The 14727-nt window shown below is 62.5% G+C and carries 11 protein-coding genes; 7 read left to right on the top strand and 4 right to left on the bottom strand.

The window, feature by feature from the left end:
- Positions 1 to 44: 44 nt before the first annotated feature.
- Positions 45 to 1154 (top strand): TRAP transporter substrate-binding protein, encoded by a 1110-nt coding sequence (locus tag ACSQ3L_RS01580; RefSeq protein WP_436158337.1) that lies wholly within the window; start codon positions 45 to 47, stop codon positions 1152 to 1154.
- Positions 1155 to 1261: 107 nt separating this feature from the next.
- Here the strand turns inward: ACSQ3L_RS01580 and ACSQ3L_RS01575 are convergent, their stop codons facing one another.
- From ACSQ3L_RS01575 to ACSQ3L_RS01560, 4 genes are all read right to left on the bottom strand, one after another.
- Entirely contained in the window at positions 1262 to 2290 is a 1029-nt protein-coding gene (locus ACSQ3L_RS01575; RefSeq protein WP_436163362.1) for a zinc-dependent alcohol dehydrogenase family protein, read from the bottom strand.
- 20 nt (positions 2291 to 2310) lie between these two features.
- On the bottom strand, positions 2311 to 4104 hold the full coding sequence (locus ACSQ3L_RS01570) for a TRAP transporter large permease (RefSeq protein ID WP_436158336.1): 1794 nt from the start codon (positions 4102 to 4104) through the stop codon (positions 2311 to 2313).
- Positions 4101 to 4685 (bottom strand): TRAP transporter small permease subunit, encoded by a 585-nt coding sequence (locus ACSQ3L_RS01565; RefSeq protein ID WP_292180168.1) that lies wholly within the window; start codon positions 4683 to 4685, stop codon positions 4101 to 4103. The genes ACSQ3L_RS01570 and ACSQ3L_RS01565 overlap by 4 nt, the downstream gene beginning before the upstream one ends.
- Before the next feature lie 188 nt (positions 4686 to 4873).
- Positions 4874 to 5779: a branched-chain amino acid ABC transporter permease gene (locus ACSQ3L_RS01560; protein WP_436158335.1), complete on the bottom strand. Its 906-nt coding sequence runs from the start codon at positions 5777 to 5779 to the stop codon at positions 4874 to 4876.
- Positions 5780 to 5926: 147 nt separating this feature from the next.
- Between ACSQ3L_RS01560 and ACSQ3L_RS01555 the strand changes: the two genes are divergently transcribed.
- From ACSQ3L_RS01555 to ACSQ3L_RS01530, 6 genes are all read left to right on the top strand, one after another.
- On the top strand, positions 5927 to 6538 hold the full coding sequence (locus tag ACSQ3L_RS01555) for a CGNR zinc finger domain-containing protein (RefSeq protein WP_436158334.1): 612 nt from the start codon (positions 5927 to 5929) through the stop codon (positions 6536 to 6538).
- Entirely contained in the window at positions 6531 to 7067 is a 537-nt protein-coding gene (locus ACSQ3L_RS01550; RefSeq protein ID WP_436158333.1) for a hypothetical protein, read from the top strand. Before ACSQ3L_RS01555 ends, ACSQ3L_RS01550 begins: the two co-directional genes overlap by 8 nt.
- A gap of 220 nt (positions 7068 to 7287) precedes the next feature.
- A complete protein-coding gene (locus ACSQ3L_RS01545; RefSeq protein WP_436158332.1) occupies positions 7288 to 10782 on the top strand; it encodes an indolepyruvate ferredoxin oxidoreductase family protein in 3495 nt (1164 codons plus the stop codon).
- Between the two features lie 135 nt (positions 10783 to 10917).
- Positions 10918 to 13233 (top strand): putative bifunctional diguanylate cyclase/phosphodiesterase, encoded by a 2316-nt coding sequence (locus tag ACSQ3L_RS01540; RefSeq protein WP_436158331.1) that lies wholly within the window; start codon positions 10918 to 10920, stop codon positions 13231 to 13233.
- Between the two features lie 454 nt (positions 13234 to 13687).
- The gene (locus tag ACSQ3L_RS01535; RefSeq protein WP_436158330.1) at positions 13688 to 14446 is read left to right on the top strand and encodes an N-acyl amino acid synthase FeeM domain-containing protein; all 759 of its coding nucleotides are present in this window, start codon (positions 13688 to 13690) and stop codon (positions 14444 to 14446) included.
- A gap of 125 nt (positions 14447 to 14571) precedes the next feature.
- Complete coding sequence (locus ACSQ3L_RS01530; RefSeq protein WP_097574483.1) at positions 14572 to 14721, top strand: DUF3096 domain-containing protein; 150 nt, start codon at positions 14572 to 14574, stop codon at positions 14719 to 14721.
- Positions 14722 to 14727 lie beyond the last annotated feature (6 nt).

The following is a 14727-nucleotide window of genomic DNA, read 5'->3' as shown; positions in this document are numbered from 1 at the left end:
ATATCCCCGAACGTCGGTCTATTGATCCAATAGGGAGGAACTTCATGGATCGTCGTTCATTCATTCGCAAGGCCGGTGTCACCGGCGTCGGCGCCGCCGCGGCGGCTGCCACGCTGGCGGCGCCCGCAATAGCTCAGTCCAATCCCAAGGTGACGTGGCGGCTGGCGTCGTCCTTCCCGAAGTCGCTCGACACCATCTATGGCGGCGCCGAGGTCTTCTCCAAGATGCTGTCGGAAGCCACCGACGGCAACTTCCAGATCCAGGTCTTCGCCGCCGGCGAACTGGTGCCAGGCCTGCAGGCGGCCGACGCCACTACGGCCGGCACGGTCGAGGCCTGCCACACGGTGGCATATTACTACTGGGGCAAGGACCCGACATGGGCGCTCGGTGCGGCGGTTCCCTTTTCGCTCAACGCGCGCGGCATAAATGCCTGGCACTACCACGGCGGCGGCATCGACCTGTTCAACGAGTTTCTCGCCACGCAGGGCCTTTTCGGTCTGCCGGGCGGCAACACCGGCGTGCAGATGGGCGGCTGGTTCCGCAAGGAAATCAACACGGTGGCCGACCTGTCCGGCCTCAAGATGCGCATCGGCGGTTTTGCCGGCAAGGTGGTGCAGAAGCTCGGCGTCGTGCCGCAGCAGATCGCCGGCGGCGACATCTATCCGGCGCTGGAAAAAGGCACCATCGACGCCGCCGAATGGGTCGGCCCCTATGACGACGAGAAGCTCGGCTTCTACAAGGTCGCTCCCTATTACTACTACCCCGGCTGGTGGGAAGGCGGCCCGACCGTCCACCTGATGTTCAACAAGGCGAAGTACGAAGAACTTTCGCCGACGTACAAGTCGCTGTTGCGCACAGCGGCACAGGCGGCCGACGCCAACATGCTGCAGAAATACGACTATCTGAACCCTGCGGCGGTGAAGCGGCTGGTGGCCGGCGGCGCGAAACTGCGCCCATTCAGCCAGGAGATCATGACCGCCTGTTTCGAAAAGGCCAACGAGGTCTATGCCGAAATGGAAGCATCCAACGCCCCGTTCAAGAAGATCTGGGAATCGATCAAGGGCTTCCGCAAGGAGCATTATCTCTGGGCGCAGGTGGCCGAATACAATTACGACACCTTCATGATGGTGCAGCAGCGCAACGGCAAGCTGTAGTCCTATCTGAGAGACCTCCGGCTTGCGCCGGCTAACACTGAAATTGGCGCCGCCCCTCATCCGCCCGGCAGGGCGATGAGGGGCGGCGCAAACGCCTGAAAGCCAGCTCAGCCCGGTTGCGGCACCACCAGAACCTTGACCTCGCCGGGAGCCGGCGGATTGGCGATCACCGCTGCCGCCTCTTCAAGCGGCACCTGCCTGGAGATCAGCCGGTCGATCTCGATCGCACCGGAAGCGATCAGTTCGGCTGCGCGGCGATGGGTGTAGGGATTGAGGAAGGAACCGAGCACTTTCAATTCCCGAAACAGCAGGTCGAACGGCTCGAATTCCACTTTCATGCCTTGCGGGGTCACGCCGACGATGATGACCGTGCCGCCGGCGCGGGCCAGCCGCATCGACTGCTCGACGGTCTCTCGCACGCCCGCGCACTCGAAGACGACGTCGACACCGCCAGGCGCCAGGCCTGTTGGCCCGGCGATGGCGTCGATGACATCGGCGGCGGTTGGATCGACCGTCGTGGTGGCGCCGAACTCCCTAGCGAGCGCGCGCCGCGAGGCTTGCCTGGTCGACAAGATGATGGTCGTGGCCCCGGCCAGACGCGCAAGCTGCACGGTGAGCAGGCCGATCACGCCGCCGCCAAGCACGACCACGGTGCCGCCTGGCTTGATTTCGGCAAGGTCCACGCCATGCAGACAGCAGCCCAGCGGCTCGCAGAACGCACCGTGGATCGGATCGAGGTCCGCAGGTAGCACAAAAGCCTGTTTTTGCGGCAAGGCAAGATATTCTGCAAAGCCGCCGTCGCGATGAATGCCGATGGCGCGCAGATTGCTGCAGAGGTTGACGCGTCCAGCATGACAATGCGCGCAACGCCCGCAGGCAATGTTGGGGTCGCCGGTGACGCGATCGCCGACAGCAAAACCCGAGACGGATTTGCCGATCGCCTCGACGATGCCGGAGAATTCGTGGCCGGGCGTCACCGGTGGCGTACACGGAAATTCACCGTGGAACAGATGCCGGTCCGTGCCGCAGACGCCGCAGGCTTCGATGCGCACCAGAAGCTCGTCCGGCCCGATGTCTGGCTTGTCGACTTCGCGCAGCGCGATGCTGCCCACCGCTTCCAGCCGCACCGCTTTCATCGTCGTGGCCATGCCGGTTTTCAATTGAAGCTCGGTGGCTGCGACAAATCGGGCTGTGGCGCCGCCGGCTTGGCTGGTGCCGGATCGCCGAAACTCGGCGGTTGCGACAGGTCAGGGGCAGCGGCGGGAGCTGCCGGTGCCGTGCCGCCGGAAGGCGCTGCGCCGTCCGCCGGCGGCGTGCCGAGCGGCGACAGGCCGGGCATCTCCGGCACCTGGTAGTCGATCGTGCCCGGATCGACGGTCGTTCCCTTGTAGTGCATCACCATTTGCGGGAAGGCGATGGTCAGTCCGATCATGATCACCTGGATGCAGACGAAAGGCACCGCCCCCCAATAGATCTGCCCGGTGGTCACCGGCGCGATCTGTTTGCCGGTGAGGCGGTCGAGATAGGGCACGCGGGCGGCCACCGAACGCAGATAGAACAGCGCGAAGCCGAAAGGCGGATGCATGAAGCTGGTCTGCATGTTGACGCCCAGAAGCACGCCGAACCAGATCAGGTCGATGCCGAGCTTGTCGGCGGCGGGCGCCAGCAGCGGTACGATGATGAACGCCAGTTCGAAGAAGTCGAGGAAGAAGGCCAGGAAGAAGACGAGCATGTTGACGCCGATCAGGAAGCCGACTTCGCCGCCCGGCAGTGAGGTCAAAAGGTGCTCGACCCAGATGTGGCCGTTGACGCCGTAGAAGGTCAGCGAGAACACCCGCGCGCCGATCAGGATGAACAGCACGAAGGACGACAGCCTTGTCGTAGAGGCCAGTGCCTGCTTGACGACATCGAGCGACAGCCGACCCTTTGCCGCCGCCATGATCAAGGCGCCGACAGAGCCCATGGCGCCGCCCTCGGTCGGGGTGGCGATGCCAAGGAAGATGGTGCCCAGCACCAGGAAGATCAGCGCCAGCGGCGGGATCAGCACGATGATCACCTGCTGCGTGAGCCTGGACATCATGTTGAAGTTCAGACGTTTGTCGGCAATGGCCACGATGTAGATGAACAGCACCCCGGCAGTGGCGCCGAGAATGTCGGCATTGTCGCCATGCGCCGGCGCGAGATAGCGGTACGCTCCGTAGGAAAGCGCCACGGTGACCACCAACGCCACCAGAAGGGACGTCACGCCATGGCCGAGCGTACGGGCCTCGAGTGGTAGCGCCGGCATCGAGTTCGGCCGGATGATCGACATGATCAGGACGTAGGACATATAGAGGACGGTGAGCACGAGGCCGGGGATCAGCGCACCGGCATACATATCGCCGACCGAGCGGCCGAGCTGGTCGGCGAGCACGATCAGCACCAGCGATGGCGGGATGATCTGGGCAAGCGTGCCAGACGCCGCGATGACACCCGACGCCAACCGGCGATCATAGCCGTAGCGCAGCATGATCGGCAGCGAGATCAGGCCCATGGCGATGACGGAAGCCGCCACCACACCGGTGGTCGCCGCCAAAAGCGCACCGACGAAGATCACCGCATAGGCAAGGCCGCCGCGGATTGGCCCGAACAGCTGGCCGATCGTGTCGAGCAGGTCTTCGGCCATACCCGATCGTTCGAGCACGATGCCCATGAAGGTGAAGAAAGGGATGGCCAGCAGCGTGTCGTTGGACATCACCCGGCTGCCGTAGAAATTATCCGGCAATGCATGGAGAAGCGGCCAGGCGAGATTGATCGATCCACCGGAATAAGGCGAGAGGAGCACGCCGATGAAGAAGAACATCAATCCGTTGGCGGCCAGTGAAAAGGCGACGGGGTAGCCGATCAGCAGGAAGACGATCAGCGAGGCGAACATGATCGGCGCCATGTTCTGGGCGATGAACTCCATCACGAGCGCACCTCGTCGGCCAGCGCCTTGGCTTCGAGCTCGGCCTGCTCATGCACCGATATGAAGGGATTGGGATCGTCCATGTCGCCGCGCATGATGGCGATCTTCTTGATGATCTCCGAGATGCCCTGCAGCGCGAGCAGGAAAAAGCCGACGAGCAGGATGGCCTTGGCCGGCCAGATGATCAGTCCACCGGAGTTGTTGGACATCTCACCGCTGCGAAACGACAGCGACACATAGGGCACGAAATAGATCACCATCAGCGTCACGAACGGCATCAGGAAGAGGATATGGCCGAGCAGGTCGATCCAGTGCTGAACGCGGCGCGAAAACAGGCCATAGACGATGTCGATGCGGATATGTTCGTTCTGCTTCAGCGTATAGGCGGCGGCCAGCATGAAGGCGGCGCCGAACAGATACCATTGCAGTTCGAGCCAGGCGTTCGAGGAGATGTCGAACACCTTGCGGATGATGGCGTTGGCGGCGCTCACCAGGATCGCCAGCAGGATCAGCCACGATATCCATTTTCCGATGAATTCGTTTGCGCGATCAATAGTCCTGGATAGAGCGAGAAGCCCTGCCATGCATTCCTCCCTTTGTACCGGAGGCGTGCCGGGTTCCCTGTTGTCCGTCACGCCGCGTGGTCCAAACGGTATGCCGCGCGTGGACTGACGGGTCAACAAGGATGGAAACAACAAAACACCATCAAATAGATGCGAGCGCCGGCTGCGGGGCCGTCTGCCCTCACGTCATGCAACCAAAGTCTGACGGCTCAGGCGATCTTGCCGGTGTCGCGGCCGGCGCCGACCAGTATCAACATGGCGACCAGGAACAGATACATCCATGCGTCGCGCCATTCGACCGGGAAATAGCCGGCCCACAGCGATTCGGCCATGCCGAAGGCGGCCGCGCCGAGCGCCGCGCGCGGTGGCGAGAGATAGCCGCCGACCGCCGTCACGAACAGGATCTTTAAGCCGTAGACGAGGCCCGAGCCGAAACTGACATTGCCGTAATAGAGTCCGGCCATGACGCCGGCCAGCGCGGCGCAGAAGCCGCCGAACAGCACCGCATGCCGAAACACAGCGCGCACGTCGACGCCGCACATGGCGGCTGCCTTAGGGTCGTCGGAGACTGCGCGCCAGCGCCGGCCGAAGCTCGAGCGGGCAAAAGCCCAACTGGCCAGCGCGATTGCCGCCACTACCACCGCGCAGTCGATGAGCTGGATGAGCGTCAGCGTTGCCTTGAAGGTCGCGCTTTGCGCGAAAACGACAGGCTGCGCTAACATAGGCGGCAGCCACAGATCATGCGTCTCGGCGGCGATGCGGCTTGCCTCCGACAGCAGCAGCAGGATGCCGAGCGTCGTCACCACGATCGCGTTGGGTGTACGGTCGGCCAGTGGTTCGAAGACACTGCGCGACAGGATTTGGCTGATCAGCGCGGCATAGAGGAACGCGGCGACGACGCCGAGCGCCACCGCCGCCAGCAGTGTCAGCCACAGCACCTGATAGCCGAAGGCCGCGGTCAGGATCATCGTCTGGCCGCAGAATGCGAACAGCGCGCCATAGGCGAGGTTAGTGCGGTGCAGGATGCCGTTGGTCAGCACATAGCCGAAGGCGAGCAGCGCATAGAGCGCGCCCGAATGCAGCCCGTTCAGCACCTGCTGGAAGAAATAGAGCATGCAAAAACCCCGGAGCATGTTGCCAAAAGTGCGAAGCGGTTTGGGACAACGACATGCTCAAAAGGCTGCGGGACCACCGCATCCTGGAGTGAGGTTGCATCGTCGAATCTAACTTGTCAAATGCGATTTATCGGTTAGATTTCCACCATGACGGTATCCTGGACCCCGCACCGCTTCACCGGCGGCCTGCTTGCGCTCGACACGGCGAACACCGTCGTGCTGCGGGGCGATCCGAAGCGGACCTTCGACCGTTTCGATGATCCGGCCGAGATTGCCCGCTTCGCCGATGCGGCGAGCCGCTTTCGCGCCGCCGAGCTTGGCGACAGGCCGCTGGCGGTATCGTCGCCGGCGGCGATCGCGCCCGTGGTGCTGTCGATCCGCGAGGCCACGGACCGGCTGTTTCGCGGTGCGGTGTCGAAGGGCGCGGTTGCCACCACCGAACTGCCCGGTTTCTTGAAAGCCTGCGCCGATGGCCTGGTTGGCAGCCGGACCGAGATCGGTGCGCCCGGAAGGCCGTTTGGTGATCCCCTGACGCCGATCGCCTTCGAGGCGGCGCTGGCGGTTTCGGCGCTGTCGCTGCTACGCGACGACACCGTTGCGAGGCTCAGGATCTGTCCCAACTGCACCTGGCTGTTCGTCGACAGAAGCCGCAATTCCAGCCGCCTTTGGTGCGACATGGCGGTGTGCGGCAACAGGCAGAAGGCAAGCCGTCACTATCGCCGCCGCCGCATGGCGGAAAATGAGGTCAGGAATGCCTAGAGGTTTTTCCCGTTCGATCGTTGTCGCCGCTGCCCTGATTGCCGCCGTTGCGCTCGGCGCCTGTCGCGATACCGGCAATGACGAAGGCAAGCTGTTCGAGATTTCCGGCAAGATATTCGTCTTCAATTACCGCCTCGCCAGGGCGACCTATGTGGTGACGCTGCGGCCGCTGAAGCCGATGGGAGAGGGGCAGATGGCGGTAGCCAGCTTCCAGGATCCAGCCGGCGGCGCGCCTCTGGTGATCGAGCAGAAGGTGTGGCCGAAACTCGACAGGGTGACGCTGGAGAGCCCAGCGCTGACCTGCGTCGTCAAGAACAAGCCCTATGCCATTGCCATCAGCATCAAGGGCGCCGACGGCGCGGTTCTGCAAAAGATCGACACCACGCTGATGTCGACGGAAGACCAATCGGTGCTGCCCGACCGGCCGCTGGTCATCGATCAGCTCTACACCGCCAATCCCGATCTCGTCGGCCATCCCGACGGCAAGCTGCCGGGCGAGCCGAAGCCGGATTGCTCGAAGGGCAGCTGACGCGTCGCTGCCAGCCCGGGCTGCAGTTGGAATTTTCGTGCGCCGGGCAACGTCCGCGGATCGGTTCATACCCGATTCAGGCTGGCCACGGACTGTTCGTTGCGCGTTGCCTGGTAACTGCGATTTTGTTTGACCTGCCTTGCAAGGGAAGAAAGGATGCGTCATCCGACCCCGACGTTGGCTGCCTGCCCCCGCGCGGCCTCCGCAGAGGAAATTCCTGATGACGCTGCACGACGTCGCGCTCGACGACAAGTTCGATCTCGCAAAGGAGCGCATCTTCCTGTCCGGCGCGCAGGCGGTCATCCGCATGCTGCTGATGCAGCGCGAGCGTGATCGCCGAGCGGGCTTGAATACGGCGGGTTTCGTCTCCGGCTATCGCGGTTCGCCGCTCGGCGGCCTCGACATGCAGCTGTGGAAGGCGAAGAAACAGCTCGCGCAGGCCGACGTCGTCTTCCAGCCAGGCCTCAACGAGGAGCTTGCCGCCACCGCCTGCTGGGGATCGCAACAGACGGAACTGCTTGGTGAGGGCACCCATGACGGCGTCTTTTCGGTCTGGTACGGCAAGGGGCCGGGCGTCGATCGCTCCGGCGACGTGTTCCGCCACGCCAATCTCGCCGGCTCGTCCAGACATGGCGGTGTGCTGGCCCTGATGGGCGACGACCATATGGCCGAATCCTCGACCAACGCGCATGCCACCGAATTCCTGTTCGTCGACACGATGGTGCCGATCCTCAACCCGGCCGGCGTCCAGGAGATCATCGACTACGGGCTTTACGGTTTTGCGATGTCGCGCTTTGCCGGCACCTGGGCGGCGATAAAATGCGTCAAGGACAACATCGAATCGACCGCCTCGGTCGATGCTTCGCTAGAGCGGCTGAACATCGTCGCGCCGGATTTCGACATGCCGCCTGGCGGTCTCAACATCCGCCACGAGATCGACATGCTCGGCCAGGAAGAGCGGCTGCATGAGCACAAGCGCGCCGCGGCGTCCGCCTTCATCCTTGCCAACGGGCTGAATCGCATCGTCTATTCGGGCGGCCGCAACCCGAAGATCGGCATCATCACGCTGGGCAAGAGCTATCTCGATGTCCGCCAGGCGCTGGAGGACATCGGCATAGACGAGGCGGCCGCCAATCGCATCGGCGTGCGGCTGTTCAAGGTTGGCTGCCCCTGGCCGCTCGACCTGCACCACATCGCCGATTTCGCCCGCGGCCTCGACACCATCGTCGTCGTCGAGGAAAAGCGCTCGCTGATCGAGGTGCAGCTGCGCGAAAGCCTTTACGGCACCGCCACCCAGCCGGTCATTGTCGGCAAGAAGGACGAGCGCGGCGACTGGCTGTTTCCGGCCAAGGGCGCGCTCGACCCCAACGAGATCGCCATCGCACTCGGCGAGAGGATCGTCAGGACCATCGGCCCGTCCGAAGAGATCTCGGCGCGGGTGGCAAAGCTGCGTCAGTTCCAGGCAATGCTCACCGACGCCACCGACATCGGTTCGCGCACGCCGTTCTTCTGTTCCGGTTGCCCGCACAATTCCTCGACCAAGGTGCCGGACGGCTCGATCGCGGCGGCCGGTATCGGCTGCCACTTCATGGCACTGTGGATGGACCGCAACACCCTCGGCTTCACGGCGATGGGCGGCGAGGGCGCGCAATGGGTCGGCCAGGCGCCGTTCTCGAAGCGAGAGCATATCTTCCAGAATCTCGGCGACGGCACCTACAATCATTCCGGCACGCTGGCGATCCGCTTCGCGCTGTCGAGCGACGCCAACATCACCTACAAGATCCTGTACAACGATGCCGTCGCCATGACCGGCGGCCAGCCGCACGAAGGCGGCCTGACGGTCGATATGATCGCCAGGCAGGTGCGGGCCGAAGGCGTCGACCGCATTGCGATCGTCACCGACGAGCCGGACAAATATGCCGGCAAAGCCGAATTCCCGGCCGGCGCCACCATCCATCATCGCGACGATCTCGATCTCGTCCAGCGCGAACTGCGCGACGTCAAAGGTGTCTCGGTGCTGCTTTACGACCAGACCTGCGCCGCCGAAAAACGCCGCCGCCGCAAGCGCGGCACCTTCCCCGATCCCGACAAGCGGGTCTTCATCAACGAGCTGGTCTGCGAAGGCTGCGGCGATTGCGGCGTGCAGTCGAACTGCGTCTCGATCCAGCCGGTCGAGACCGAATTCGGCCGCAAGCGCAAGATCGACCAGTCGAGCTGCAACAAGGACTTCTCCTGCGTCAACGGCTTCTGCCCGTCCTTCGTCACCGTGCATGGCGCCAAGATCCGCAAAGCCGAAGGCCTGGCCGGCAAAGCCGACCCGCTCGATGGCGTGCCGGCGCCCGCCGAATTCCCGCTTGGCGAACAAGGCTGGGCGGCGATCATCGACGGTGTCGGCGGCACCGGCGTCGTCACCGTCGGCGCGGTGCTCGGCATGGCCGCCCATCTCGAGGACAAGGGCTGCGGCATGATCGACATGGCCGGCCTTGCCCAGAAGGGCGGTTCGGTGTTCACCCATGTCCGCATCGCCCGCACCCCGGACGACATCCATGCCATCCGCGTCTCGGCCGGCAAGGCCGATCTCGTGCTTGGCTGCGATCTCGTCGTGTCGGGTGCAAAAAAGGTGCTGACCGCGGTGCGCGAGGGCCACACCATCTTCCTCGCCAACACCGCCGAGATCATGCCCGGCGAATTTGCTCGTTCGGCCGATTTTTCATTGCCGATAGAACGGCTGAAGAAGGCGATCCGTGCGGCCGCGGGCGACGACAAGGCGCATTTCTTCGACGCCACCCGCACCGCCACGGCACTTTTCGGCAATTCGCTCGGCGCCAATATGTTCATGCTCGGCTTTGCCTTCCAGCATGGCGGCTTGCCGCTGTCGGCGGAGGCGGTCGAGAAGGCGATCGAGCTCAATGGCGAAGCCGTGGCGATGAACATCGCCGCCTTTCGCTGGGGCCGTCGTGCCGCACATCAGCCGGATTTCGTGCGCGGCCTCGTCGCCCAGCCGGGCAAGGCCGTCGCTGGACAGACCGGCCAGGCTGCAGATGTCGCCGAGACGCTGGACGACATCATTGCCCGCCGCGTCGCCTTCCTGACCGCCTATCAGAACGGCGCCTACGGCAGGCGTTACGCCGAAAAGCTGGCCGTTTTGCGCGCCGCTGAAGCGAAGGCCGTACCGGGCTCGACCGTGGTGTCGCAGGCAGCCGCGAAGAACCTGTTCAGGCTGATGGCGATCAAGGACGAATATGAGGTGGCGCGGCTCTACACTGACGGCTCCTTCGCCGCCGAGTTGGGCAAGCAGTTCCAGAGCTACGAAAAGCTCGAATTCCACCTCGCTCCGCCGATCATGAGTCGGCGCGGCAATGACGGAAGCCCTAGGAAATCGAGCTTCGGCCCGTGGATGATGAAGGGTTTTCGCGTGCTGGCGGCGATGAAGGGCCTGCGGGGCACCGCCTTCGACCTGTTCGGCTACACCGCCGAGCGGCGCATGGAGCGGCGGCTGCTGGCGCAATACGAGGCGGATCTGGAGCTCATCGCCGGATCGCTGGACCCGGCTAGGGTCGATGCGGCGGTTGCGCTGGCCTCGGTGCCCGCCCTCATTCGCGGCTATGGCTACGTCCGGCAAGCCAGCGCCGAAAAGGCGGCTGGCGAACGTTCCCGGCTGCTTCAGCGCCTCGCAAACGCACCGGCGGGGCAGGCACTTCAGGCCGCGGAGTGAGGGCGATGTTTACCTGAAGCTTGAATTCCCGGTCTGTCCTGCTTTTGCGGTCCTTCGGCAACCCAGCCAAAACACTGTTCTAAGCCTTTCTTAAGGCGGATGTGGGATGACGAGGCCTAGCGTTGGGCCGACGATATGGGCAGAACAAAGACCGAAAACATCCCGGCGGATGTTTATATCCAGTTTGTGCGGTCGTTGTTTGACAACGCCCACATGCTGGTGATTGGCGGCGTGTGCTACTGGATCCTCGGATTCATGATCTACTTGCGCACGAACAATCCGTTGTTCCTGGCTTTCTCTTTTGGCCTGCTGTCCATCTGCCTTTTCCGCTATTTCGGCATCCGCAGCTTCCGGAAGGCGGGCGGTGTGATAGCCGACGTCCAGGAGGCGCAGCGGTGGGAGCGCAACTACATCCTCAAGGGCAGCCTGCAGGGCCTTGGGTTGGGCGCGCTGTGCTTCATATCGATCTATGTCTATCCCGATCCCTTTGCCGAACTGGCGGCGACGTCGCTGGCCATCGCAACCTTGGTGACGGTTGTTGGCCGGAACTACGGATCTCCGCTCATGGTGCGGATTTTTTCCGTGACCTTCATTGGCCCTGCGGCACTTGCACTCTTGCTGCGCATGGACGCCCCTTCGGTTATTCTCGGGCTGATGATCATTCCGTTGACTTTCGTCACGATCAACAGCGCCGACCACGTCCGCGACGTGCTTTTCTCTGCGGTTATCGGCCACAAGGAAGCGAGGAAGCTCGCGCTCAGATTCGATCGCGCGCTCAACACCATGTCGCATGGCCTCGTCATGCTCGGCCCCAACGGCCGCGTGGCGGTAGCCAATGCCGAAGCCGCCCATCTGATGTCGCTCAAGTCCGGGGATGCGCTGCTCGGGCGGTCGATCCACGGCCTGTTGATGCGCGGTGTCGCCGGCGGCATGCTGGCGCCCAAGGATTGCCGTTATATCGAGGCGCAGCTGACGCGCGCCCTGCGCGAGGGGCGCGACCGCAAGGTCCTGGTTTCCCTTGCCAACGGCCAGCACTATGAATTCTCGGCTCGCGAAGGCAGCCAGGAGCTGGGCGTCATCACCTTCGAGGACGTCACCGCCCGTGTCGAGGCGGAAGACAAGATCCGCTTTATGGCACGGTACGATAACCTCACCGGACTGCCCAACCGCGCTTATTTCCACGAACTGGTCGGCGAGGCCATGGCGTCCGGTGATCGCGATCGTCTCTGTGGCCTGGCGGTGCTCGACCTTGACGATTTCAAAAGCGTCAACGACACGCTTGGCCATCCGATCGGCGACGGGTTGATCTACGCCGTTGCCGAGCGGCTTGCCGCCATTGCCGGGCAAGGCATCACGGTCAGCCGTTTCGGCGGCGACGAGTTCATGATCTTCTTCGACCGCGTCGAGGATGAGAGCCATCTGACCAGCCAGCTCGACGAGATCTTCGCCAGGCTGCAAGGGGAGGTGGACGTCGCCGGTCATGGGCTGCGCATCCAGGCCAGCGGCGGCGCGGTGCTGTCGCGGGTCAAGGATACCGACGTCGACGCCATGATCGTCAAGGCGGACCTGGCGCTCTACAAGGCCAAGGAGCTCGGCAAGAACGGCTGGCGGCTGTTCGAGGCCTCGATGGATGCCGCCTTCCGCAACCGTCAGCTGATGAAGGCGGATCTGCGCACTGCCGTGGAAAGCAAGGGGCTAAGGGTGGTCTATCAGCCGATCGTGGCGATGAACACCATGCGTATCGCCAGCTGCGAAGCGCTGTGCCGGTGGGATCATCCGGATCTCGGGCCGATCTCGCCCAGCATCTTCATTCCATTAGCCGAGGAAATGGGCATCATTTCCGAGATCAGCACCTTCGTGCTGCAGGCGGCGTGCACCGAATGCGCCAAATGGCCGGACCAGACCAGCGTCTCGGTCAATCTCTCCGCCAAGGATTTCCGCAGCCGCGACGTCATCCAGAAGGTCCGCGATGCATTGACCGGCGCCGGCCTCGCCGCCGGCCGGCTCGAGATCGAGGTTACCGAAACGGCGCTGCTCGACGACAAGTCGCTGACGCGCCAGTACATCGAGGAACTGAAGCAGATCGGCGTGCGCATCGCGCTCGACGATTTCGGCACCGGCTATTCGAGCCTGAGCTACCTGCACAAGCTGCCGCTGGACAAGATCAAGATCGACCGCTCGTTCCTGATCGACGTCACTCAGAACCCTCGCTCGCTCGAACTGCTCAAGGGCATCGTCAATCTGTCGCGGCCGCTGGGGCTTGCCGTAACTGTCGAAGGCGTCGAGACCTTCGAACAGCTCAAAATCCTGGCCCTGCAGGTCAAACCCGATCTCGTGCAAGGCTTCCTGTTCGGCGCCGCGCTCAGTGCGTCGGGTATCGAAACGATGTCAAATGTCACTTGGCCGTTCGCCGCCGACCTGCGTCTCGCCGGCAAACGGATAGCCATTTAGCGCTGCGATCGTCGAAGTTCGCTTGACTGGCGTGCTTCGATTCAACCAGGGCTCCGAACTCAGGTTAGCAAAAGACCTGACGACAGCCAGTTCGGCAGCTTTTGTGCCGGTAGCTTCTCGCGATAGGAATTTTTTCTTGACTCCGTGACGTCAGCTAAGGTACATATTTACCTATGGTGCTGATTTGCGCCAGTGACCCGCCGCAAAGGCGGGTTTTTCGTGTAATGCTCCGTCAGCCAACGCGCCGGCTCGAATTCATGCGAATTTAATCAGAACATCTGCCCCGCGATTTGCTTTTGCGCAATGCTGCTGAAAACGGCCTCACCAAGACATACTCTAACTGGCGCTCATCTGTTAAGGTTAACAGAAGGTAAATCAACAACTTCTAAATTTCTGCTTGTGTCTCATTTTGACTCGAATAGCCTATCCGCAGGCGGAATTTCGAGGACAGATAATGGATGCTGCAAGGAATGTGTCTGGTGTGGTCAGCGCAGCCGGGGATTCTGTGCTGAACCGATCGATCATGCAACTGCTGGAGCATGTCGATTATCGCCTCATTACCGGAGGCGAGGATCTGGAGGCGATTTACCGGCTTCGCTATAAATCCTATCTGCGCTCAGGCATGTGCGGACCAATCGCCAGCGGGATGTTCGAGGATTGCTGGGACAATCTGCCCAATTCCTACCGGTTCGGTGTCTATTGCTATGGCGAATTGGTCAGCACGCTCCGCTTCCATTACATTTCCAGCGAGCACCCGCATTCGCCCTCCGTCGATGCCTATCCGGAAATACTGGTCTCGCGACTTGCCCGCGGAGAAACCTTCATCGACGGAACCCGCTTCGCATCCGATCCCGACGGCGCACCGTCGCCCGGAGTGCTGCCTTTCCTGACACTCAGGCTTGCCATGGTGGCCTCGTGCTACTTTGGCCAGAACTCGGTGCTGACACCGGTCAAGATCGAGCATTCCAATTTTTATTCCCGGTACTTCAATGCCGTGCAGAGGACCGAGGCAAAAGTATTTCCGGGCGTTCTTGTCCCGATAGCACTGTTCGAAATCCCCGCCGGCGAAAATATGCATCGGACACTCGAACGGTTCCCATTCTTTAGATCGACGCCGACGGAACAACGGCTGATGTTTGGCAATCCGGCCATCAACCGACTGACCCCTTTGTCCATCGTGCCGACAGCGAAATATTATCGCGATGCCGCCTGAAGCTTCGCGATTTTCCTGAAAGCGCTCGGAGCTTTCCTGCCGCATTTGCGTTCTGAATGACGGTGGTGCGTTGTTACCGCCGCCTTTGTCATCATTTCAGGCGGATCTGTCAGAAGGAACCCGACATGACCATTTCCACGCTTGCGCTCACCCCGCTCATCTCACTGATCGCCGGCGTGCTGATCCTCATCATGCCACGGCTGCTGAACTACATCGTCGCGCTCTATCTGATCGTCGTCGGACTGCTCGGGCTTTTCCCGCATCTTGCCGGCTGAAGGGTT

Source organism: Mesorhizobium sp. LjRoot246 (assembly GCF_964254115.1).
In the GTDB taxonomy this organism is placed as follows: domain Bacteria; phylum Pseudomonadota; class Alphaproteobacteria; order Rhizobiales; family Rhizobiaceae; genus Mesorhizobium.
The sequence above is the reverse complement of the archived record's forward strand: the minus strand, read 5'-3'. Positions and strand labels throughout refer to the sequence as shown.

Coding starts and splice junctions, on each gene's coding strand:
- ACSQ3L_RS01580 (WP_436158337.1), top strand. CDS start 45: ATGGATCGTCGTTCATTCATTCGCAAGGCCGGTGTCACCGGCGTCGGC.
- ACSQ3L_RS01575 (WP_436163362.1), bottom strand. CDS start 2,290: ATGAAAGCGGTGCGGCTGGAAGCGGTGGGCAGCATCGCGCTGCGCGAA.
- ACSQ3L_RS01565 (WP_292180168.1), bottom strand. CDS start 4,685: ATGGCAGGGCTTCTCGCTCTATCCAGGACTATTGATCGCGCAAACGAA.
- ACSQ3L_RS01560 (WP_436158335.1), bottom strand. CDS start 5,779: ATGCTCTATTTCTTCCAGCAGGTGCTGAACGGGCTGCATTCGGGCGCG.
- ACSQ3L_RS01555 (WP_436158334.1), top strand. CDS start 5,927: ATGACGGTATCCTGGACCCCGCACCGCTTCACCGGCGGCCTGCTTGCG.
- ACSQ3L_RS01550 (WP_436158333.1), top strand. CDS start 6,531: ATGCCTAGAGGTTTTTCCCGTTCGATCGTTGTCGCCGCTGCCCTGATT.
- ACSQ3L_RS01545 (WP_436158332.1), top strand. CDS start 7,288: ATGACGCTGCACGACGTCGCGCTCGACGACAAGTTCGATCTCGCAAAG.
- ACSQ3L_RS01540 (WP_436158331.1), top strand. CDS start 10,918: ATGGGCAGAACAAAGACCGAAAACATCCCGGCGGATGTTTATATCCAG.
- ACSQ3L_RS01535 (WP_436158330.1), top strand. CDS start 13,688: ATGGATGCTGCAAGGAATGTGTCTGGTGTGGTCAGCGCAGCCGGGGAT.
- ACSQ3L_RS01530 (WP_097574483.1), top strand. CDS start 14,572: ATGACCATTTCCACGCTTGCGCTCACCCCGCTCATCTCACTGATCGCC.